The sequence below is a fragment of the bacterium genome (assembly GCA_020444065.1).
GTDB lineage: Bacteria > Sumerlaeota > Sumerlaeia > SLMS01 > JAHLLQ01 > JAHLLQ01.
This window is the reverse complement of the sequence record JAHLLQ010000002.1, coordinates 574,384-594,631: the sequence shown is the minus strand read 5'-3', so window position 1 is coordinate 594,631 and position 20,248 is coordinate 574,384. Positions and strand designations below refer to the sequence as shown.

18 protein-coding genes are annotated in these 20,248 nt (G+C 59.0%); 4 read left to right on the top strand and 14 right to left on the bottom strand.

Annotated features, from left to right (window positions below):
* Positions 1-60: 60 nt before the first annotated feature.
* The gene (gene tpiA, locus KQI84_06850; GenBank protein ID MCB2154588.1) at positions 61-840 is read right to left on the bottom strand and encodes a triose-phosphate isomerase; all 780 of its coding nucleotides are present in this window, start codon (positions 838-840) and stop codon (positions 61-63) included.
* A gap of 115 nt (positions 841-955) precedes the next feature.
* On the bottom strand, positions 956-1,951 hold the full coding sequence (gap, locus tag KQI84_06845) for a type I glyceraldehyde-3-phosphate dehydrogenase (GenBank protein MCB2154587.1): 996 nt from the start codon (positions 1,949-1,951) through the stop codon (positions 956-958).
* 598 nt (positions 1,952-2,549) lie between these two features.
* Between gap and KQI84_06840 the strand changes: the two genes are divergently transcribed.
* Together KQI84_06840 and KQI84_06835 are read left to right on the top strand one after the other, a co-directional pair.
* Positions 2,550-2,954, top strand: coding sequence for a response regulator (locus KQI84_06840; GenBank protein MCB2154586.1), 405 nt, complete (start codon positions 2,550-2,552; stop codon positions 2,952-2,954).
* Between the two features lie 48 nt (positions 2,955-3,002).
* Positions 3,003-3,392: a hypothetical protein gene (locus tag KQI84_06835; GenBank protein ID MCB2154585.1), complete on the top strand. Its 390-nt coding sequence runs from the start codon at positions 3,003-3,005 to the stop codon at positions 3,390-3,392.
* A 67-nt stretch (positions 3,393-3,459) separates the two neighbouring features.
* On the opposite strand, the gene KQI84_06830 is transcribed toward KQI84_06835, so the two are convergent.
* The 3 genes from KQI84_06830 to KQI84_06820 form a co-directional block, all read right to left on the bottom strand.
* Entirely contained in the window at positions 3,460-4,500 is a 1,041-nt protein-coding gene (locus KQI84_06830; GenBank protein ID MCB2154584.1) for an NAD-dependent epimerase/dehydratase family protein, read from the bottom strand.
* Between the two features lie 99 nt (positions 4,501-4,599).
* Positions 4,600-5,715: a tetratricopeptide repeat protein gene (locus KQI84_06825; GenBank protein MCB2154583.1), complete on the bottom strand. Its 1,116-nt coding sequence runs from the start codon at positions 5,713-5,715 to the stop codon at positions 4,600-4,602.
* A gap of 25 nt (positions 5,716-5,740) precedes the next feature.
* Entirely contained in the window at positions 5,741-7,855 is a 2,115-nt protein-coding gene (locus tag KQI84_06820) for a tetratricopeptide repeat protein (protein MCB2154582.1), read from the bottom strand.
* 243 nt (positions 7,856-8,098) lie between these two features.
* Here KQI84_06820 and KQI84_06815 point away from each other — a divergent pair, with 243 nt between their 5' ends.
* Together KQI84_06815 and KQI84_06810 are read left to right on the top strand one after the other, a co-directional pair.
* Positions 8,099-9,415 (top strand): hypothetical protein, encoded by a 1,317-nt coding sequence (locus tag KQI84_06815; protein MCB2154581.1) that lies wholly within the window; start codon positions 8,099-8,101, stop codon positions 9,413-9,415.
* Positions 9,416-9,593: 178 nt separating this feature from the next.
* Positions 9,594-11,162: a hypothetical protein gene (locus KQI84_06810; protein ID MCB2154580.1), complete on the top strand. Its 1,569-nt coding sequence runs from the start codon at positions 9,594-9,596 to the stop codon at positions 11,160-11,162.
* Between the two features lie 79 nt (positions 11,163-11,241).
* On the opposite strand, the gene KQI84_06805 is transcribed toward KQI84_06810, so the two are convergent.
* The 9 genes from KQI84_06805 to KQI84_06765 form a co-directional block, all read right to left on the bottom strand.
* Entirely contained in the window at positions 11,242-12,435 is a 1,194-nt protein-coding gene (locus tag KQI84_06805) for an aldo/keto reductase (protein MCB2154579.1), read from the bottom strand.
* Between the two features lie 122 nt (positions 12,436-12,557).
* The gene (locus KQI84_06800) at positions 12,558-12,947 is read right to left on the bottom strand and encodes a hydrogenase maturation nickel metallochaperone HypA (GenBank protein MCB2154578.1); all 390 of its coding nucleotides are present in this window, start codon (positions 12,945-12,947) and stop codon (positions 12,558-12,560) included.
* Entirely contained in the window at positions 12,929-13,429 is a 501-nt protein-coding gene (locus KQI84_06795) for a hydrogenase maturation protease (GenBank protein MCB2154577.1), read from the bottom strand. The genes KQI84_06800 and KQI84_06795 overlap by 19 nt, the downstream gene beginning before the upstream one ends.
* Positions 13,426-14,949, bottom strand: coding sequence for a Ni/Fe hydrogenase subunit alpha (locus KQI84_06790; protein MCB2154576.1), 1,524 nt, complete (start codon positions 14,947-14,949; stop codon positions 13,426-13,428). Before KQI84_06790 ends, KQI84_06795 begins: the two co-directional genes overlap by 4 nt.
* Before the next feature lie 24 nt (positions 14,950-14,973).
* A complete protein-coding gene (locus KQI84_06785; GenBank protein MCB2154575.1) occupies positions 14,974-15,942 on the bottom strand; it encodes an oxidoreductase in 969 nt (322 codons plus the stop codon).
* Entirely contained in the window at positions 15,935-16,426 is a 492-nt protein-coding gene (locus KQI84_06780; protein ID MCB2154574.1) for a hydrogenase iron-sulfur subunit, read from the bottom strand. The genes KQI84_06785 and KQI84_06780 overlap by 8 nt, the downstream gene beginning before the upstream one ends.
* The gene (locus tag KQI84_06775; GenBank protein MCB2154573.1) at positions 16,419-18,494 is read right to left on the bottom strand and encodes a CoB--CoM heterodisulfide reductase iron-sulfur subunit A family protein; all 2,076 of its coding nucleotides are present in this window, start codon (positions 18,492-18,494) and stop codon (positions 16,419-16,421) included. Before KQI84_06775 ends, KQI84_06780 begins: the two co-directional genes overlap by 8 nt.
* Entirely contained in the window at positions 18,494-19,402 is a 909-nt protein-coding gene (locus KQI84_06770; protein ID MCB2154572.1) for a CoB--CoM heterodisulfide reductase iron-sulfur subunit B family protein, read from the bottom strand. Before KQI84_06770 ends, KQI84_06775 begins: the two co-directional genes overlap by 1 nt.
* The gene (locus KQI84_06765) at positions 19,399-19,989 is read right to left on the bottom strand and encodes a 4Fe-4S dicluster domain-containing protein (GenBank protein MCB2154571.1); all 591 of its coding nucleotides are present in this window, start codon (positions 19,987-19,989) and stop codon (positions 19,399-19,401) included. The genes KQI84_06770 and KQI84_06765 overlap by 4 nt, the downstream gene beginning before the upstream one ends.
* Positions 19,990-20,248: the final 259 nt, after the last annotated feature.

The window sequence follows — 20,248 nt, the reverse complement described above, 5'->3', positions numbered from 1 at the left end:
ATAACAAGCAAACGGGCGCCCGCAATGGGGCGCCCGAGTGAGTTCTGCAGCATGGTGCGCCTACCGCGCGGCGTCGATGATTCCGAAGAAATCGTCGGCCTTGAGGGCGGCGCCGCCGATCAGGCCGCCGTCGATGTCCGGCTGGGCCATCAGTTCCTTGGCGTTGCCGGGCTTCATGGAGCCGCCGTACTGGATGCGCACGGCGTCCGCCACGGCGTCGCCGAACAGGTCCTTCAGCAGTCCGCGGATCATCGCGTGGACTTCCTGAGCCTGCTCGGGAGTCGCGGTTTCGCCGGTGCCGATCGCCCAGACGGGCTCGTAGGCGATAACGGCTTCTTTGACCTTGTCCGGGTCCAGATCCTTGAGGCAGCCGCGGACCTGTGTCTCGACGACTTCGTTGGTCTTGCCGGCTTTGCGCTCCTCGAGCAGCTCGCCGACGCAGATGATGGTCTTCACGCCTGCCGCCCAGGCCGCACGGACCTTGGCGTTCACGCTGGCGTCGGTTTCGCCGAAGTACTGGCGGCGTTCGCTGTGGCCGAGGATCACCCACTGCACGCCGGCGTCGGCCAGCATCTCTGCGCTGACTTCGCCCGTGTAGGCGCCGTTCATGACCAGCTTGCCGTCCTTCTCGACGGTGTAGAGGTTCTGGGCGCCGAGCATGACGTTGGTGCCCTTGACGCGCTCGCTCACGACGTCCAGCGCCGTGAAAACGGGGCAAACGGCGATGTCGACTTCACTGACCGATTGAACCTTGGGAATCAATGCTCCGACGAGATCGGCCGCCTCGGAGCGCAGCTTGTTCATCTTCCAATTGCCGGCGACGAAAGGTCTGCGGGCCATGGTAACACTCCTTTAGATTTTGCGATTGCTGAGAAGAAAACCGGCCCGGCGGGACGTGGGACCGTCCGCCGGGCCGGAGAGAGTTCGTCCGAACCCAAACTGGAACGGGCCGGAATTACTTGGACATCTTCACCATCAGGTCGATGCAACGGTTGGAGTAGCCCCACTCGTTGTCGTACCAGGACAGCACCTTGACAAGGTTGTCGACGCAGTACGTGCAACCGGAGTCAACGATGGAGCTGTGCGGGTTGTGGTTGAAGTCGCCGGAGACGAGGGGCTCGTCGCAGACGGCCATGATGCCCTTGAACTGGCCGGCAGCGGCCTCACGGAGGGCGGCGTTGACTTCATCGGCGCTGGCGTTGCTCTTAAGCTCGGCCACGAAGTCGACGATGGAGACGTTCGGCGTCGGGACGCGAACAGCGAGACCGTCGAGCTTGCCCTTAAGCTCCGGCATCACGAGGCCGATGGCCTTGGCGGCGCCAGTGCTAGTCGGGATCATGTTGATGGCGGCGGCGCGAGCACGACGAAGGTCCTTGTGCGCGATGTCCAGAACCGCCTGGTCATTGGTGTAGCTGTGGATCGTGGTGACGAGGCCCTTCACAACACCCCACTTGTCCTGCAGGGTCTTGACGACCGGCGCGAGACAGTTGGTGGTGCAGGAGGCGTTCGACAGAACCTCGGCATCGGCCGGGATGTTGTCGCAGTTCACGCCCATGACGATGGTCGCGTCGGCGTCCGGGGACGGGGCGGAAACGATGACCTTCTTGGCGCCGGCGGTGATGTGCTTACCAGCGTCGGCCTTCTTGCGGAAGATACCCGTGGACTCGACGACGAAGTCGACGCCGTTTTCTTTGTGGGGCAGCTCGGTCGGATCCTTGATGGCGGTCACGTGGATACGCTTGCCATTGATGATCAGATCGTTGCCGTCGGTGGCGACTTCACCATCGAACTGGCCGTGGATGGAGTCATACTTGAACAGGTGAGCATTGGTGGCGACCGGGACCAGGTCGTTGATGTGGACGACGTCGACGGTGCCCTTCTCGATAGCCGCGCGCAGAACCAGGCGTCCGATACGCCCGAAACCGTTGATAGATACCTTCGGATTTGCCATGATGCACCTTTCCTATATTGGAATGGATCTATTCTTTTTGAGTGAAAGTACGCAACTTTGGGGTCCTGCTATCGCGTTGCCCCGGATTGCCCTCCCGACTTCGCGACGCACCTTGCGGGCCACCCTCGGGGGGGTCAAGCGGATTGGCAGCCTCGCGCGTGCGTTTCTATAAAGCGTTCTTTCGAGCCGAGGCCAAAAGTCCTGCCGATTCCTGCGGGAGCCGGGGACCTTTTCATGACATTCTGGCAGTAGTTGGAACGTCCTCTCCTCTATCGAAGAACATAGGGAAAAATACTGACACAACTGGACATAGAAGGCTGCCGCGGGATCACGGTTCGCGGGGGACACCTGGGCCACCTGGGGGGCGGCCCCACTTTAAGTCCAGTTCCGTCCAAAGCGCGCCTGATCTGAACATTTCCCCCTGCACTTTCAGCTATGTTAGAAAAAAGCTAAGGGCGACACCTGGTGTCCGCGATGCCGTGTTGCATCGTCCTGCGGAGCAAGTTGACTCACTCTTCGTGCGACAGGCCGAAGCGGCTTTTCGTTGCAGCCGTTCCGACTCTCTCCGCAAGATTTCGCCATGGGAGAATAGGAGCGCATGATGCCCGATCGGCCAAAGGTTTGTGTGATCGATGACGAGCGCGAGGTGTGCGATCTGATCCGGCTGATGCTGGAGTCGCGCCAGTTCGCCTGCTGCATCGCCCACGACGGCGAGTCGGGGCTGGCCTGCATCCGGGCAACGCTCCCCGTCCTGGTCGTGCTGGACATGAAGATGCCGAAGATGAACGGCTACCAGCTGCTGATGGAACTACGGAAGGACGAGACGACGAAGAACATCCCAGCCATGGTCCTGACAGGGCTGACCCAGGAAACGGGGCGTTCGGACGACGAATGGCGGCGCTCGATCGGAGCCGATGCCTTCATGACCAAGCCCATCGACCCGGATACGTTCCTGGAGAAGGTTGCGGAGTTGACGAAGAGGGAAGTGGCTAGTGGGGAATAGTCAGTGATTAGTGGCTAGTGACGAGTGGCGAGTAGGAGCGCGTAAGTCATGGGTGCCTGGGGCGAACTGCCATGGGAAGCCGATTCGGCAGTAGATTTCTTTGATGACTTCTTTGGCGGCTCGGAGTTCTCCGAGATCATCACCGAATACCTGGCCAAGACTGAAGCTACTGAAAGGAATCACGAGGAGGTCAGGTCAGTCACGACCCTCGTACTGTTCCTGTGCCGCGCCTATGTGTGGCCGATTGAAAGCCTCGATCAGACACTCGAACTCGCCGCAAAGAGGCTGCGGGAAATCGAGAAAGTGGACATCATCCAGGATTACGAGGATTTCGCGCAGGCAGTTCGACACGAACGAATGATCATCGAGGCACGCCTCAGCCGAGAGGAAGAGTCCCTGCCGCCGGAGGTCTTGGAGTACTGGAAGCGAATGGTCTAGCTGGTGTGGCGACGAGTCCTTGCTCTCAAGCTGTGTCCATCCTCCCCATCTGTGGCAAACCACCCAACTACCCCAGGCTCTTCTCTACCTGGGCGATTTCTTCCTTCAGAATATCATCCAGTGACTTCGTGATATCCCACTCGGGGTAGTCGCGGCGGAATTTCCCGAGGTCGGTGTAGTAGCAGATGTGATCGCCGCTGCGGGCTTTGTCGCTGTATTCCCAGTCCAGACGCCGTCCGGAGAGTTCCTCGATTCGTGCGATGACTTCGAGAATCGAAACCGAGTTCCCTGGGCCGCCGCCGATGTTGTAGACCTCGCCGGGGCGAGGATTTGCTGCGAAGACCTCGATCGCCCGGCACACGTCGTAACTGTGGATGTTGTCGCGGACCTGCTTCCCCTTATAGCCGAAGACGGTGTACTTGTCACCCCGCATGGCGCACTTCACGAGGTAACTAAGGAAGCCGTGGAGCTGGGCGCCGCTGTGGGCCGGACCGGTCAGGCAGCCGCCGCGCAGGCAGACTGTCTTCATTCCGAAGTAGTGGCCGTACTCTTGGGTCATGACGTCGGCGGCGACCTTCGACACGCCGAAGAGCGAGTGCATTGACTGGTCGATCGACATCCGCTCGTCGATTCCCACGCCGCGGCGCTCGTCGGCGAAATCCCAGCGGGTTTCAAGCTCTTCGAGAGGCAGCGAGTTGGGCGCGTCGCCGTAGACCTTGTTGGTGCTCATGAAGACAAAGACGGCTTCGGGAGCGTGCTGGCGGGTGGCCTCGAGGAGGTTCAGAGTGCCGTTGGCGTTCACCTCGAAATCGTCGACCGGAATGCGGGCGGCGAGATCGTGGCTGGGCTGGGCGGCGGCGTGAATGACCAGGTCGGGGCGGACTTCGCCGAGCAGGCGGTCGATGAAATCGCGGTCGCGGATGTCGCTGTCGCAGTGGCGGAAGTTGCGCGTCGCGGCGCGCAGGCGCTCCAGATTCCAAAGCGTATCGCCGTCCGGCCCGAAAAACTGGCGGCGCATATTATTGTCCACGCCGACGACTTCCCAGCCGAGATCGTCAAAGTGCTGGACGCACTCCGAGCCGATCAGTCCATTGCTGCCCGTTACGATGACGCGTTTGCCCACGACGAATCCTCCACAGAGTCAAGACAACGGGGGATAGTCGGGCGGGGGCGCCGGTGCAAGCGGGAAGGGCGGCGAGCAACGTGACTACGCGTTCGCCGGACGATCTTCCAAGGCCTTCTTGATCCGCCTGACATCCTCATCGAGTTGGTCGGCGATATCATGTCGCCCACGCATACCGTGAAAGCTGGCCAGGATCTTGAGAATGCGGTGGACCTCGGGATGGATCTCTCCGGTGGTTTCGATCTGTATGTCGAGCGCTTCGTGGTAGAGGCTTTGGGCGGCTTGCAGTCCACCCGTATTCCCTTCGACCCAGGCAAGGTCCAGGCGTGGCTCGATGCTGCCGGGATGGCGAGAGGCGTCCAGTTCCTTATAAATCTCAAGCGCCATCTCCAGGATTTCTTTCGCCTCTTCCCATCGCTTCATGTAACGCAGGCACCCACCGAGTTCGGCGTAGGCATTGGCCGTCAGGAGGTCGTAGTACCCATAGGCCTGCAGGCAAAGGTCTCGCCATTCCAGGAAGTACTCCAGAGCCTCAACCAACGCGCCAGCCCGCGATTCGAGACGAGCCATATTTTGAAGGGCCGTCTCGAGCATGCCATTCTGCTCGCCGCCGTTCCGGCGCCAATGTTCCAGCAGTTCCTTCTGGATCGGCCGGGCGCTGTCCAGATCCGGGATCTCTGAGTAGGCAGTGGCCAGGAACTGGAGTGCCCTCAGGTAATCTCGGTGGTCTGGGCCGAGGTGTCTGAGAAGAATCGGGCAGGCCAATTCCAGGTCGAGGACAGCTTCTTCCACGTAACCGCGAGCGAAGAGATCACGTGCATTGCGGAGGAACTCCTGGCCTTGCTCGAGCGTGCGCGTTGCGGGAACCTGTCGCGCGACCTCGATTGCCCGATAGAATGGCACCTTGGCCTCTTCCCAGTTCCCCCACTTCCGACGGATCGTTGCGAGACTTGAGAGGCTGCCCGCCACGCGGATATGAATCGGACCGTATTCTTCGACAGCGAGTTCAACGAGGCGTGCGGCGAAGTGATCGGCCTCGTCGAATTGCTTCCGTTCCAGACAGATCTCCGCCAGGCGACCAACGATCCCATGTCGACGAGACAGATCCGGAGCGACCGAGCTCTCCAGTTCTTCAAGCTCGCGGCGAAGCGCTTCCTCATCGTCTCCAAATCGTTCCCTGAAACTCCGCAGGTCTTCCATGGTCAAGTCGCGTGTCCCTTACGGTCTACTCCTCCCCATCGATATTGGTAGCGCGTTGGTCGAATTCTTCTGCTTCAGCGTCGCGGCCAAGGTTTCTGTAGAAGGTGGCGATGCTGCGCAGGGTGGCGGCGACTTCGGGATGGTCGGGGCCGAGTTCGCCTTCTTCCATGGCGAGGCACTGCATGAAACAACGCTCTGCGTCTTCCGCTCTGTCATGATATTCGTAGAGAAGCGCAAGATTGTACGTGGGAGAAGCTCGCCGTCCGCGTGTGTCTTGACTGATCGAGTCGTAGATGGCGATGGATTTCTTATAGGCTTCTTCCGCTTCCTCGTCTTTGTCCTGGAGCCAGAGGGAATATCCCAGATTGTTCCATGCATCGGCCGTCCAAGAGTCTTCAGGGCCAACATTCGCAGTGAGGAGATCGATCTCGTCGCGGTAGATCGGTTCGGATTCTTCGTACATATCCAGCCAGTCGTAGTAGGAAGCCAGATCATCCATCGCGCTGATCATTTTAATCTGGTACTTCCCGGGGCTTTCGCGTCGTCGGGCTACGACGTCCTTGAGGACATCGAGTGCGCCCTCCATATCTCCGTCATTGGAGTAGGCCTCGGTGAGATCGGAGAGGGTTTCAAATGTCTTCTCGTCGGTCGGACCGAGGATCTCATCGTACACCGCGACGATGCGTGTCAGGATGAGTGCCACGACATCGTGTCGGCCTTGGGATTCAAAATACCGGATGTATGGCTGCAATTGTTCCACCCTCTCCAGATTCTCATCGATTGGAGCCGTCATCCAAACTGCTCGAACCCAGGCAACCTCTTGCTCAACTCGTGTCTTGTCGCCTTTCAGAAGACTATGGCAGGCTAGAAGGAGGTGGGTCATTCCAACTTCGCTATGGTTTGCACCGTAGTGGATTTCCTGGAACTTGAGCATTTTCTCAAGATGGAGTATTGTCTCGTCCCGGCGCTTCAGCCTGATCAGGGCGCCTGCAACAGCGTCATGGGCGATGATCATCCCTCTGGCATCTCCATCGGTCTCATACTTCTCCCTCGCATGCTCCAGCCATTCATTGGCCAGTTCCAAAGCTCCTTCCGAGTCATCGAGTGAACTGCGCATCTGCTCGAGTTTCCAATGCATTGCGGAATATTCCGGGCTGTTCGGGTCAAAGGCTTTGCCGACCGCCTCCATGGCCTTCCCGATCCAGTCTTTTGCCTGATCGCTCTTGATGACGAATGTATGCACCTCGGCAATCCCTACCATCTCCTCAGCTGTGTGAGCATCGGATGGACCGAAGAAGTCCTGGGCGATCTCAAGGGCCTTCAGGAGGTGCTCTTCGGCTTCTTCGTTCATGCCGAGCATCAACTCGGTATTCACGAGTCCATTGAGCACGTTAATGTATCCATCCGGGTAGACAATTGCGATTTCGTCTTCATAAAGGGCAACGGCGCGTTTTCGAAGCTCCAGCGCCTCCTCATATCGATCCTGGAACTCGTACACGGTCGCAAGATGACCGAGCTCATCGCAGAGAGACTCATTGTCATCGCCGAGTGGTTTGCGGAGTTCGAAACATCTGAGAGCCAATTCTTCCGCCTCGTTGATCCTCTCCTCGGAAAGTCGGATGTAGCTGTATAGAAAGTAGTTCTGGCCAACCTCCGGCGAATCCGGTCCGAAGGCCTTCTCTCGGATTGCAAACGAGCGGTCGGCGTATGCCTCTGCCTGCTCGAAGTCCTCCCTGTCGGCGTACATTTGGGCCATATTCGCCAGAATCTGGGCGAGCTCCGGATCGTCGGCCGTGTAGTGCTCTTCAAAGAGTCGAAGCGCTCGATGATACAACTCCTCGGCGACCTCGTCATCTCCGTGAGCGCGGTGCAATTGCGCCAAGCCATGAAGAATCTCTGCGGTCCTGAGATCATCCTCGCCGAATTCCTCCTTGGCGAGGTCATAGGCCTGGGATTCTGAATTGATAGCAGATCCGATTTTCCATTCGCAGAAATAGGACTGCGCTTCGTCGCGCAATTGCTGCCACTCCTCGACGGGACCCGTGTCCTGGGTGGCGCAACCCATCAAAATGATCGCAGCGATGGCTGCGACGGCCATCGCACTCGCCCGATACATCCCAAACGCTGTAGACACAATCATCTCCCCTCCGACTATATTGAACTGCCGGTTCCAATCGCCGACAGCTTCTGGATTTTGCGGGTGGTCAGGACAGGTCCGCAACCCGATTTCTCAAAGCATATCGATTTCGCAATTTCCATGAGTGAACCTCAGTCAAGTGGGAGGCCTCCCGCCACCCGGCTTGACACTCGGCACCGAAGCGTGGATGAAGGAGCTTGTAAGCCTTGAGACTGAATGGCCCACAAACCATCGGGGACAATCGAGATGGCCAAAAAGGCTCCGTTGACGCCGGATCAAGAGGATCAGTGTCTGGCCGCGTTGGAAGTGCTGGGGATCACCCGGCCGGATCATCCATTGATCAGCAATCACGGTTACTTCGCCCTTTATATGACTGGTTTGACCGCGGATGAGATGGGGGAAGGCGCGGCCCATCCGGACGTGGAAGCCTTCATGGAAATCCGCAAGCTGCTGTCCCGGGCGGGGGCCGAGCGGCTGCGTGAGCTGCTGGCAAAACGAGTGGAGGCCGAGAAGCAGCCAATCCGCCCCTCGACCGGAGTGGAGGGAATCGAGACGCCCTCTTCGGCCTTCCGGACGCCCACGCCCGGAATCGCGGACGAAGTGACGCTGGTCGAGGGTGATGAGGAGGAAGAGGAGGAGAAATATCAGGCGACTCATACTCCCCATCCTCACAAGGTGAACCTTCCGAAGAGCGATCTGGACGTGAAGAGCCTGGATCCGGCCGATACGGAAGAGGCGATTACCTACATCCTGCAACTGCGCAACGAAGGCCGTTACCAGGATGCGTACTACGTGGTGACGGCGTACTTTGAGAATGTCGGCTTGAGCAGTGGTGTGTTGGAGGCGGGCCTGGGCGTGATCGAGCGCGCTTCGAGCTTCGATCGCGAGCAAGGCGTCGGGCCGGTGAATATGCTTCACGAGTGCGAGCACCTGGCCGCGACGATCGTGCGCTTCATTCCCGAGGTCTCGCGCCTGTCGAAGAAGGGCGATGCAGAAACGGTAACCAAGTTCCGCATGGTTGCTCACATTTACGAGACGTGGCTGCGTCATTGCCGCGCGCTGGTGGAGTACAAGTACCGCATTCGCAACGACGAGTGGATGCGCCGGCAGTGGGTGGAACCGAGCGACTTCGGGTTTGTGCTGGATGTCTTCCGTTCCGGGGCGCGAACGAATCTGCCGATGGAAATGATGCGGCGGCTCTATAAGAGTGCGCGTCACGTGATGGAAGTTGGCGAGCATGTCATCGCCTTCCCGGATAAGCAGGGCAAGTTCGAGGCGGAGTTCCTGCGGATCGTCATCTCGCCACTGCGCGAGAACTACGAGAAGCTGGCGTTTGACGTCGCCTGCGATATCGTCCGGGCGTACCATCGCGCCGGGGATCTGACGAATGCGAACAACTTCCTGACGATGGCCTCCAGTATTCTGCCGGATAATCCTGAGATTGACCGATTGAGGGCGCGGCTGCAGCGCGCCCGCCATCAGGATGTCCCGGATGAGGAATCGGATAAGCCCGGCGCCCCGAAGAAGAAGCGCTGGTGGGATGGAATCCGGAAGAAGAAGTAGTCCTGCGCCCCAAAAACCTGGACATGTCCACATCAATCCCTGTTCTGTGTGCTGTTAGTACACGATTCTCTTATTTTGCTTCCGTGTTGTCTTGACAGGGGTTTCTCCTATGTGCTTTGTTCCCATTTAAAGCCCAAGTTCGCCAATTGGGGCCTCGCACCGATACCGGGAGAGAGCGATGAGCCCAGGACGATCGCTGACGCCAGAGGAAGAGCGCAAGTGCGTGGAAGCTCTGCGCCTGCTGGGAGTGACTGAACCGGATCATCAGATCTTCAGTCATCGCGGATTCTTCTCGCTGTTTCTTGCCAACCTCACACCGGACAACATGCACGACACGTCGCCTCACCCGGGGTCGGAGGAGTTTCGCGAAGTCCGCCGACTGCTGGCAGTGGCGGGTCTCGATAAGTTGCGCCAGTTGCTGGCCCAGGAACAGACGCGCCGGCGGATGTCGTCTCGTTCTTCCGGAGTCTATACGACGGGCACGAAGTCGGGCCAGATTCCCGCCAACATTCCGGTCAGTCCCTGGCGCAGGAAGGCTCTGGAGGCGCAGGCGCGGGAAGAGCGAATGAAACCCGCGCCCAAGCCGGTCGCCAAGCAGCGTCCTGCTCAAAAAACAGGCGTGCCGGGCGGCGGGAAGCCGCTGCCAAAGAAGACTGCTCCCCCGCCAAAACGGAAGCCGGAAATCACATTAGATGACATTGGTCCAGTGCGTCCCAGGCGCCCTATCCCAGAGGGCGCCATCAGGAACCCGAACCCCAGGCCGCTTCCCCCGAAGGCTGTTCCCACGGAAGGGCCGAAATCAGCGGTACAACTCCATTCATCGCAATCCGATGATGGGCACCCACGCGCCAAGTATCGCCAGTTTCTGGAACCGATCAAGCCGCCGCTTGAAGCACAGGAACGGCAGAAGCAGTTGAGTGTCGGCACAACAGCAGATGAATCGATTCGCGAGGCGCTAAAGCTCTGTGACAAGGGCTACTATCACGATGCGCACTACGTGGCGGCGGACTACCTGGCAAACCATGGTCTGAAGGAATCGGTGCTGGAGGCTTGTACGAAGATCATTGCCATGGCCAGCGACTTCGATCGCGAGCAGGGACGCGCGCCGTTCAATATGCTTTGGGAATGCGAGGAGTTGGCGTGTATTCTGGCACGCTATATTCCGGATATGAGTCACTTGTCGGAGAAGTCCGACGAGCAAACATCGCGCATGTATCGCTGCGTGAAGATGGTGTACTACACGTGGACGATGCACTGCGGGAAGTTGCTCGAATATCGCTTCCGGATGACGAACGACAAGTGGATGCGGCGCGGGTGGATCGAGCCGCGCGATTTCGGCTCGCTGCTGGATATCATGCGCACCGGCGTGCACAGCAAGCTGCCGCTCGACCTGATGCGCATGCTCTACCAGGGCGTACGAAACTGTGTGGAAATCGGGCTGAATGTGATCGCGTTTGAGGACAAGCGCGGGAAGTTCGAGGGCGATGTTCTGCGAATTGTGGCGTCGCCGGTGAAGGAGACGGTTCCGGATCTGACGTTCGAGATCTATGGCCACATCGCGAAGGCCTACCTGCTTGCGGGCGATACCTCTGTCGCCGGTATCTTCGTCGACCAGGCGCTGCTGATGCGGAAGAACGACCGCGACATGATGGCCTTGAAGGAGAAGGTCGAGGATATGCGGGCCCGCGGCAAAGGGCAAGGCGGCGGCACAACAACCACCGGTACAGAGAGCAAGTGGGAGGATTGAGCAGCCCCCATATGAAAGTCAAAGACGCAGAGGGGACCGGTTCTTGGCCCCTGTGCGTCTTGTTCTTTGTGGCGATTTGTCAGCTCTCGCTGAGGCGCTTCACTGGGTCGCGAACGAGCATCTCGTGCGCTTCATGCAGCGTCCGAATGATGCGCTCCGGATCGGCGGTGTCTCTGAGGGCCTCCCGCATGGCGGCTTCGTCGAAATCGGCCGCGTTCGTTCCTGGAAACCAGTGGCCCGCGTTGCCAAGCAGATTGTAGCGCATCTTGCCGTATTCCTCGAGGTCGAAGCTCTTTGCGAGCATATGCAGCCAAAGGATAATCTGCACATTGGTATCGCCGGGCAGATGGCGGAATTCCGGAACACCCTTCTCGAAGTTCTCCAGATAGTCTGAATCGAAAGTCTTCGCGATCTCTGCACGAAGAGCTTCTTCGACAGGTGCGACGATCTCGTCGCGCTTGTCCCACCAATTCTCAATGGCTTCGACGTGCAGGTCGAAATCTCCGGGTTTCGCTGCGCCGATGCTGAGCGTGTGAACCTCGGGATGAGACAGGCAGAAGAGGTCGTTGAAGATGATTGGATGGACGGGCTCGGTGAGACGGCAAAGCTTCTCCGGAGGATTGTACAGCATTCCGCCCTTGTCCGACGGGCTGATAATGAAGACGCCCATGTCGCGTTTGCGCGCTTCGAGAATCGCGCCCCAGTTTCTTTGGTAGATCCAATACCAGTGCAGATTGACGTAGTCGAACCCGCCGTGAACGTCGGTCTTGATCGCGGTGGGCAGGAACTCCGGCGTGGCGTGGGTCGAGAAACCGATGTGTCGAACGAGGCCCTGGCTTTGCAACTCGCGCGCGACTTGCAGACATCCTCCCTCACGCACGGACCATTCGTAGGTTTCGTCATTGTTGATCCCATGCAGGCCGAGCAGATCGACGTAATCGAGATTCAGCCGTTCGAGGGATTCTAGGACGTTCTTGCGGAAGACTCCGCTGTCGGCTTCGGGAGCAACCTTGGTCTGGACGATCAGGCTCTCGCGCGGGTACTTCGGCAGAATCTGGCCAAGCTGACGTTCGCTGCTGCCGTAGCCGCGTGCCGTTTCAATGTGGTTGATGCCGGCACCGATCGCGCGAGCGATGGTGGCTTCGAGATTGCGCTGATTCTCGTCCGGAATGTCGGCGAGCGGCGTGTCCTCCCACTTGTGCTGGTATCGCATGCCGCCGCAGGACAGGACAGGCATTTGCAATTCAGTTCGGCCAAATCGGCGATATAGCATGAAAGAGGGCTCCTCGAATGGCTTGGCAGAGTGCCAGCAAATTCACAGCCAATACGAAGGAGCCCGCGGAAGGCAAGAGAGAAGGCAGGGCCGCGGAGCAATCACTCAGCGGCCCCGAGGCTTCATTTATCGGCCGTCTCTCGCAGGGTCAGTTGAATGTCTGTCACGCCGCGTCCGCCCTGGACGGGCGTAACGGCTCCACATTCCGGGCAGGCAATGACAGGCGAAGGATCGTGGCAATCGGCATCGCCCATAGACAGGTCCGCTTTGTACCCGCACTTCTCGCACGCAATGCGGGATGGGATGACTTCGAAATCGAGCGCCGCACCTTCGAGGATCGTGCCCTTCGTGATCCAATCGAATGCCTGGCGGAACGATTCGACGGAGTGCATCTCAAGCATGCCGATGCGGAAGCTGATTGCCGAAATGCCGGCGGATGTGTCGTGGCCTTGCGCGGCCAGATCCTGCTCGACCGTTTCGATCACGTTCTCCATCAATGTGTATTCGTGCATGGAACCGAAGCTCTCCATTCTTCGAGAATCGCGCGGGCGGCATCGACGAGGTTTGGAAGGGCGCGTGCGACGTCTGGCGTCAGCTCCTCGCGAAGCGTAAATGGGTCGGCGACTTCCATGGCAAGGATGCGCATCCCGGTCGGCATGTCGAGGCCGAGGCGCGCCGAGAGTTCAAGGACTTCCGGCAAGCCGGCGTAGTGAGGCGACGGGGCGACGACCTTCTTGAATTGCTCCGTCTGAAATTCCACGATGGTGCCCGGATCGCATTGCCCGGTCATGACGGAATCCATGAGGAGGGCGTACTCGTAGCCCTCCAGCATTTCCATCAATGCCAGGCCGGCCTCGGCGGTTTCGGTGAAATCGGCGACTGCGGAGAATTCCTCCTGCAGCGCGCGGGCGGCATAAAACGCAATCCCGTCATCGCCCAGGATGTCGTTACCCAGGGCGAGGACGAGGATCGGCTTCTGTCGAGTCCCAGTCATTTCTGGAACTCTTGGATGATATTCTTTTCAGCGTCGTACACGCGTGCGCGCAGCGGCATCTGTCCCGGCAGGGAGTGCGTAGCACAAGCATGGCACGGATCGTACGCGCGGAAGGCCATCTCGACCATGTTGAGCAGGCCCTCATCGACCTTGCCCTCGTGGATCAGGCCCTTCGCGGACTTCTCGACACTCATGGCCATGCGCGCCGAGTTGTTCTGCGTCGCGACGATCAGGTTGGCCTTTGTCAGGACGCCGCGCTCGTCTGTTTCGTAGTGGTGATAAAGCGTGCCGCGTGGAGCTTCGACAACGCCGATGCCCACAGTGGGAGTCTCGGTCGGGATATTCCGAAGATCGGTGCTGGTGATTTCAGGATCATTGACGAGTTCTTGGATCGTCTCCGCGGCCTGAATCATTTCCACGACACGCGCGTAGTGATTCGCGAGCGTGTAGTGTACCGGACGACCGCCGAGGATCTTGAAGTACTCCTCGCGAGCTTCCTGCGCCAGAGGCGTAGCCATCGCATCCGCGGCGTTCAAGCGCGCAAGCGGGGCAACGGAGATCACGCCGCTGTCCGGTCCGTCGGTGAAACCCTTCCAGCCGATGTCCTCAAGATACGTGAACTTCACGTAGCTCCAGGGCTCAACGTGTTCGGAGATATGCTTCAGGTAATCCTGCGCCTTGAACTTGACGACTTCGTTACCTTCGGGTCCGACAACGCGAATCATGCCATCGTAGAAGTTGACACGATTCTGATCGTCGACAACTCCCATGTAGTTCGTGCGGTGCGTGTAGTTCTCGGATGTGACAAGTTCGACATACTTCTCGTTCTTGAGAACGATGTCGCTGAAGACCTGGAGCGTGAACTGGGCAAACTCGAGCCCGTCCTTTGCCAGTTCCTTGAACATCGGCAGATCATCGGCCTTCACACCTTTCGCGACGCCGCCGGGCAGGCCAAGCACCGGGTGCACGACCTTGCCGCCGAGGTATGCCATGGCTTCACGGATGCGACGCCGCATGCCGATGACTTTCTTGCCAACGTCGAGTCCAGTCTTCTCGATGACGCCGAGGATATTCCGCATCGCAGCCGGTGCATCCGGGCCAACGATGAAGTCGGGGCCACCAAGAACATAAACGTGCAGCGCATGATCTTCGAGCATGAACAGATTGTACATCAACTCGCGAATCTTGCGGCCCGCACTGGTGGGTTTGATTTTGTAGAGATCGTCCAGCGCCTTCGTTGCTGCCATGTGGTGCGCCGTCGGGCAGACGCCGCAGATGCGGCTTGTGATCTGCGGCATATCCTCCGCCGGCCGGCCGATGCTGAAGATCTCGAAGCCACGCAGCTCGGGAACCTGGAAGTACGCCCGCTCGACCTCACCCTTCTGGTCCAGGAACACATCGATCTTGCCGTGCCCCTCCAGACGAGTGATGGGATCGATCGTGATCCGGCGCTGATTCTTATAGTCCTGGGCTGCTCGCTCTCTTGCTTCGTTAAAGACTTCTTTGACGGGTTCGTCCATTACTCCCCACTCCTCGCTCGGTATTTATTTGGTGAGTTTGCCGCGCATCAACGAACCGGCCACGGCATAGCGATAGAAGGTTCCCACGGGATCGGGAATACCCTCGAGGGCTTTGCGAATGCCCTCTTCATCCTTTGGCGCAAGGTTTGCCATCAGGGACGAGAGGATCTTCGCTCCCTGGTCCTCGACGCGCGACGTCGGGCCATAGCAACCTGTACATGGCATGTTTCCACAGGTGCAGGCTGCTCCGCATCCGGCACGTGTCGCCGGTCCCATGCACACGATGCCCTGGGCCAGGAAGCAGAGCTCCGGATCCACCGGCGTGTTGTGCGGGCGATGGAAGGCTTCGATCTCCATCGTCTCGGGCTTGGTCTCCTTGCGAGCGCACTCGTCGCACAACGCCTTGTCGGGCGCAAGCACCGTACCCTTCGGCGGAAGATTGCCGGAGAGCAGCACGATGACCGCTTCCTTCAGCAGCTTCGGACTCGGCGGGCATCCGGGCAGGTAGTAGTCCACATCGACGATCTGGCCGAGTGTGCGAACCACGTTGTGGAATTCCGGCAACGTGGCTCGAAACCCATTCTCTCGCGTTTCCAACTGCGGGCGAGTGCCTTCCGGGTTCTTGACTGTCGGCGCGTCGTGGTAGACGTACTGCAGGATGGCTTCGCGCTCGCAGAGGTTCGCGAGGGCGGGAATGCCGCCCGTCTGTGCGCAGGAGCCGTATGCGATGACGATCTGGCTCTTGCGGCGAAGCATGCGAACCATCTCTTCCTGCTCGGTGGTTCGAATGGCGCCGTTGATGAAGGAGGCAACGATCGAACCGTCCTCCATTGCTTCGACGTCCTTCTTCTTGAAGTCCAATGCAACGGGCCAGAAGACGATATCGACGTTCTCGACGACGAAGAGGATGTCCTCCGCCAGGTCGACGACCGATTCCTCGCACCCGCCACAGGATGCGCACCAATACATTGCGATCTTGGGCTTGTCAGACATGGCTTGGTTCCTCCGCCTCCTTCTTGATTTCCTCCTCAAGCTTGTCCAGTTCCTCGTCCCATCCGGCAAAGATCTTCGGCACGTCGAGCGGGCCGAGTTCCTGAACCTGCTGCGTCATTTCCTCGATGACGCGTTTGACCTTCTCGCCTTCCGCGGCGGAGATCCACTCGAGCCGCAGGCGTTTTTCGTCGATGCCGAAACCGGCGATCAGTTTCTTCATCATTTCAAAGCGCCGCAGCGCCTTGTAGTTTCCTTCGAGATAGTGGCAGTCGCCGGGATGGCAACCGCCGATCAGCACGCCATCGGCACCGCCGGCGAAGGCTTTCAGAATGAACTGCGGATCCACGCGTCCGGAACACATCAGCCGGATGACGCGAACCGTGGCAGGATACTTCATGCGCGACACACCGGCCAGATCCGCCGCCGTGTAAGTGCACCAGTTGCAGAAGAACCCCACAATTGTTGGCTGCCATTTATCAGACATGGGCCAGCACCTCCTCGATCTCGGCAAAGATCTGGTCGTCTTCGAACAGGTTCTGTTTGATGGAGCCGGACGGGCACGCCGCGACGCAGGTGCCACAGCCCTTGCACAACGTTTCGTCGATCACTGCAACGTTCTTCTCCTCGTCGAAGTGAATCGCGTTGTACGGGCACAGTCCAATGCAAGACTTGCAGCCGGAGCATTCCTCCTCGTCGATCGAGGCCGTGTTGGGCTCCATTTCGATGTACCCTCGGCTGATGAGTGCCAGAGCTTCCGCGGCGGCCGCACCGGCCTGGGCGACGGTGTCGGGAATGTCCTTCGGCCCCTGGCAGCAGCCGGCCAGATAAACGCCGTCGCTGGTCGTTTCGACCGGCGCCAGTTTCGGGTGTTTCTCCAAGAAGAAGCCGCCGGTCGAGCACGAGATGCCAAACAGTCGGCGAACGTCTTCGGAGTCTGCCCGCGGTTCGAGTCCGGTTGAAAGAACAACCATGTCCACCGGAACGCGACGCACGAAGCCCGCCAGCGTATCCTCGACGCGCAGGACGAGTTTGCCTTCTTCCGCCTTGCTCATGGGCCAATCGAGGATCTCTGCGACACGCCCGCGGATGAAGTGAACGCCTTCCGCGAGAAGCCGATCGTAGAATTCCTCGTAGCCCTTTCCGGGGCACCTCATATCGATGTAGCAGTTATAGATTTCGGCGCCGGTGTGCTCGCGGATCAGGTGAGCGAGCTTCAGCGAGTACATGCAGCAGACGCGCGAGCACCACCGGTTGTAGTGGAAATCGCGCGATCCGACGCAATGAACGATGCCAACGGATTTCGGCCGCTGGCCGTTGTTCATCTCGATGTGGCCGCCGGTCGGGCCGGAAGCATTCACCATGCGCTCGACTTCAAGCGCCGTGTAGACTTCCTCGTAGTCGTTGTAGTGATACTCGGGAATCCGGTGCGGATCGAATGTCTTGAAGCCAGTCGCAACAATGATGGCGCCGACTTCGATCTCTTCGGTCGTATCTGTTTGTGTGAAGTCGAATGCGTCGCGTTCGCAACGCTCGACGCAGGTTTGTTTACACTTCCCTGTCTTGATCTGCAGGCAGGAGTTCGGGTCCACCGCGACGATCTGCGGGACAGCCTGCGGGAAGGGAATGTAGACGGGCTTGCGCGTCGAGAGGCCTTCGTCGAACTCGTTTGGCAGTTTGGTCACCGCAACCTTCGGCGTGGCGCCATTGCTGTCCGAGCGACTCTTCCGGAAAGCGTCGACGGAGATCATCGACGAGCGACCGTCGGATGTCCGAACGACGCATCCTTCGATGCAATCAAGGCAGCCGACGCAAAGGTCTTCCTTCACGTAACGCGGATGCCGCACGACTGTGGCCTTGAAGCTGCCAACGTGCCCGTCGAGTCCAGTGACTTCCGAGTTTGTCCACAGCGTGATGTTCGGGTGCTCGCGCACCTGGGCCATCTTTGGCGTCAGGATACACGCCGCGCAATCCATCGTGGGGAAAGTCTTGTCGAACTTCGCCATGTGGCCGCCGATGGTCATCTCGCGTTCCACGAGATAAACCTTCACTCCGGCGTCCGCGAGTTTCAACGCAGAGTGAATGCCGGCGATTCCGCCGCCGACGATCAGGACGCTCGACTTGATATCGACTCGACGCGTTTCCAGCGGTCGATGGTAGACGACGCGATGGATCGCCGCACGGGAGAGCGCGATCGCCTTCTCGGTTGCTTCCATCGAGTCTTCATGCACCCAGGAGACGTGCTCGCGGATGTTGACCATCTGGAAGTAGAAGGGATTGAGCCCCGCGCGGCCGACGGCTGTGCGGAACGTCTTCTCGTGCAGAAGTGGGCTGCATGAGGCAACCACAACGCGATTCAGACGATGGTCTTTGATGTCCTGCTCGACCAGGGCCTGGCCCGGTTCGGAGCACATGTACTTGTAATCGCGGGAAACGACGACACCAGGCATCTTCGACATGGTATCGGCGACTCTGGGTACGTCTACGACGCGCCCGATGTTCGACCCGCAATGGCAAACATAGAAACCAATCCTAATCTCCCCGTTCGACTCCATCAGTTCACCTCCGCGGGCTGGGCTTTGGCAGTGCTCGCGCCGAGCTTCATCAACTTGTCGCAGGTTACCAGGTTCTTCTGGAGTCCCATCTCGGTGACGGACATTCCGAATGCCACGCCCATCAACTGGGTGAAGTACGCCGTGGGCATTCCCCCACCACCGAATTCCTTCGAGACCTGGTCCTGGTACGAACTGAGATTGAAGTGGCACAGCGGGCAAGCTGTCGCGATCACATCTGCACCGCGACGCTTAGCTTCGGTCAGCAGGATCTGGCTGAGTTCCAGGCCGATCTTGCCGACGGTGCCGGTCAGGCTGCCGCCGCAGCAGCGTGCCTTCATCGGGAAGTCAACGACCTCCGCGCCCAGCGCTTCGAGCAGATGGTCGAGCGCCATGGGATAGAAGACGCCGTCCAACTCGTTGTGTGGACGAACAATCTGGCAGCCATAGTAGGGGGCCACCTTGATGCCTTCGAGCGGACGAACGACGCGGTCCTTTACAGCCTGAAGACCCATCGTGTTCACGACGACATCAAGAATGTGCCGCGGACGATTCGAGCCTTTGTAGCTGAGGTCTGCAGCGCTGAGGGCTTTCTTGATGATCTCGCGACGCTTCGCTGAGTGGCCGTTTCCGTGGAAGCAATCATGGGATTTTTTCAGGACGAGGTAACAACCGCCGCAGGGCGTAACGATGTCTTCGTCCCCCATCTTCTCGGCGATCGCCAGGTTGCGTGCTGCGAGGGCCAGCGCTTTCTTCTCATCAATGGCCATGTAGGCCGTTGCGCCGCAGCAGTTCCAGTCTTCGATTTCCTGCATGTCCATTCCAAGAGCTTTGCAGACTGCGAGGAAGGATTCTTCGAAGGGAGAGTTTGCACCGCGTACAGAACAACCGGGATAGTAATGGAATTTCATCGGGTCGCCTCCTGCTCTCCGTCCACTGCATCGAGGATCTTGCGCAGTTCCTCGCGCCCCTTGATATTCTCATGTCCAAGAACGAATCGGCCGCGCTTCATGAGGGCCAACCCCAACTTGGCGTTGGAGATGAGCTTGCGCGGGTCGGTCTTGGCGAACATCTTCGCAGCGAGCAGGCCTTCGTTGATGCGACCGTGATTGCGCACCATCCGATGGAACTCGGTGGCGAGCACAGGAATGGGGAAGCGTTTGGGATGACGCCCTTCCTGGATGGCTTTCTGTTTCAGGGCGTAGATGATGTCGGTGATTTTGATTTCGCGGGGACACTGAACGGTGCAGGCATAACAAGAAGAGCAGAGCCAGATCGAATAGCTGTCGAGGAGGTCATCCTTCAAGCCGGCCCTGGTCATGTTGATCATGCGCCTGGGCGTCAGGTCCATGTAGACACTCATTGGACAGACGCCGGAACATGTCCCACATTGAATACAACGATCGAGGTTTTCGCACCCGAGCTTTTCGGAGATCTCCGCTCCGAATCCGAGCTCGAGGTCGTCCTCGTACTTCACCTGCCTTGTGATTTTTTTCACAAACTCTCCTCCCTCCGAAGATTTTGCGGCTGAAACTGTGATCGGCGATTGGTCCCTCACTCCAAAGGTGCCGATATCGGTATCTTTTCAGTCTTTGCGCACGGGATAGCGTTCAGAATCGCGGGTGTCAAGCCATGAATCCCATTTGCCACACATGTCAATATTGTTGGAGACCCCTCGTATCAGGGCCTTTGTCACACTCCGCGAAGAAAAGGAAAAGGCGACGGGAAACGTCCCGTCGCCTCGATTCCAATCTGAG

Bases quoted from the DNA above. Each gene is read 5' to 3' on its own strand.
- tpiA (MCB2154588.1), bottom strand. From the start codon at position 840: ATGGCCCGCAGACCTTTCGTCGCCGGCAATTGGAAGATGAACAAGCTG.
- gap (MCB2154587.1), bottom strand. From the start codon at position 1,951: ATGGCAAATCCGAAGGTATCTATCAACGGTTTCGGGCGTATCGGACGC.
- KQI84_06840 (MCB2154586.1), top strand. From the start codon at position 2,550: ATGATGCCCGATCGGCCAAAGGTTTGTGTGATCGATGACGAGCGCGAG.
- KQI84_06835 (MCB2154585.1), top strand. From the start codon at position 3,003: ATGGGTGCCTGGGGCGAACTGCCATGGGAAGCCGATTCGGCAGTAGAT.
- KQI84_06825 (MCB2154583.1), bottom strand. From the start codon at position 5,715: ATGGAAGACCTGCGGAGTTTCAGGGAACGATTTGGAGACGATGAGGAA.
- KQI84_06820 (MCB2154582.1), bottom strand. From the start codon at position 7,855: ATGATTGTGTCTACAGCGTTTGGGATGTATCGGGCGAGTGCGATGGCC.
- KQI84_06815 (MCB2154581.1), top strand. From the start codon at position 8,099: ATGGCCAAAAAGGCTCCGTTGACGCCGGATCAAGAGGATCAGTGTCTG.
- KQI84_06810 (MCB2154580.1), top strand. From the start codon at position 9,594: ATGAGCCCAGGACGATCGCTGACGCCAGAGGAAGAGCGCAAGTGCGTG.
- KQI84_06805 (MCB2154579.1), bottom strand. From the start codon at position 12,435: ATGCTATATCGCCGATTTGGCCGAACTGAATTGCAAATGCCTGTCCTG.
- KQI84_06800 (MCB2154578.1), bottom strand. From the start codon at position 12,947: ATGCACGAATACACATTGATGGAGAACGTGATCGAAACGGTCGAGCAG.
- KQI84_06795 (MCB2154577.1), bottom strand. From the start codon at position 13,429: ATGACTGGGACTCGACAGAAGCCGATCCTCGTCCTCGCCCTGGGTAAC.
- KQI84_06790 (MCB2154576.1), bottom strand. From the start codon at position 14,949: ATGGACGAACCCGTCAAAGAAGTCTTTAACGAAGCAAGAGAGCGAGCA.
- KQI84_06785 (MCB2154575.1), bottom strand. From the start codon at position 15,942: ATGTCTGACAAGCCCAAGATCGCAATGTATTGGTGCGCATCCTGTGGC.
- KQI84_06780 (MCB2154574.1), bottom strand. From the start codon at position 16,426: ATGTCTGATAAATGGCAGCCAACAATTGTGGGGTTCTTCTGCAACTGG.
- KQI84_06775 (MCB2154573.1), bottom strand. From the start codon at position 18,494: ATGGAGTCGAACGGGGAGATTAGGATTGGTTTCTATGTTTGCCATTGC.
- KQI84_06770 (MCB2154572.1), bottom strand. From the start codon at position 19,402: ATGAAATTCCATTACTATCCCGGTTGTTCTGTACGCGGTGCAAACTCT.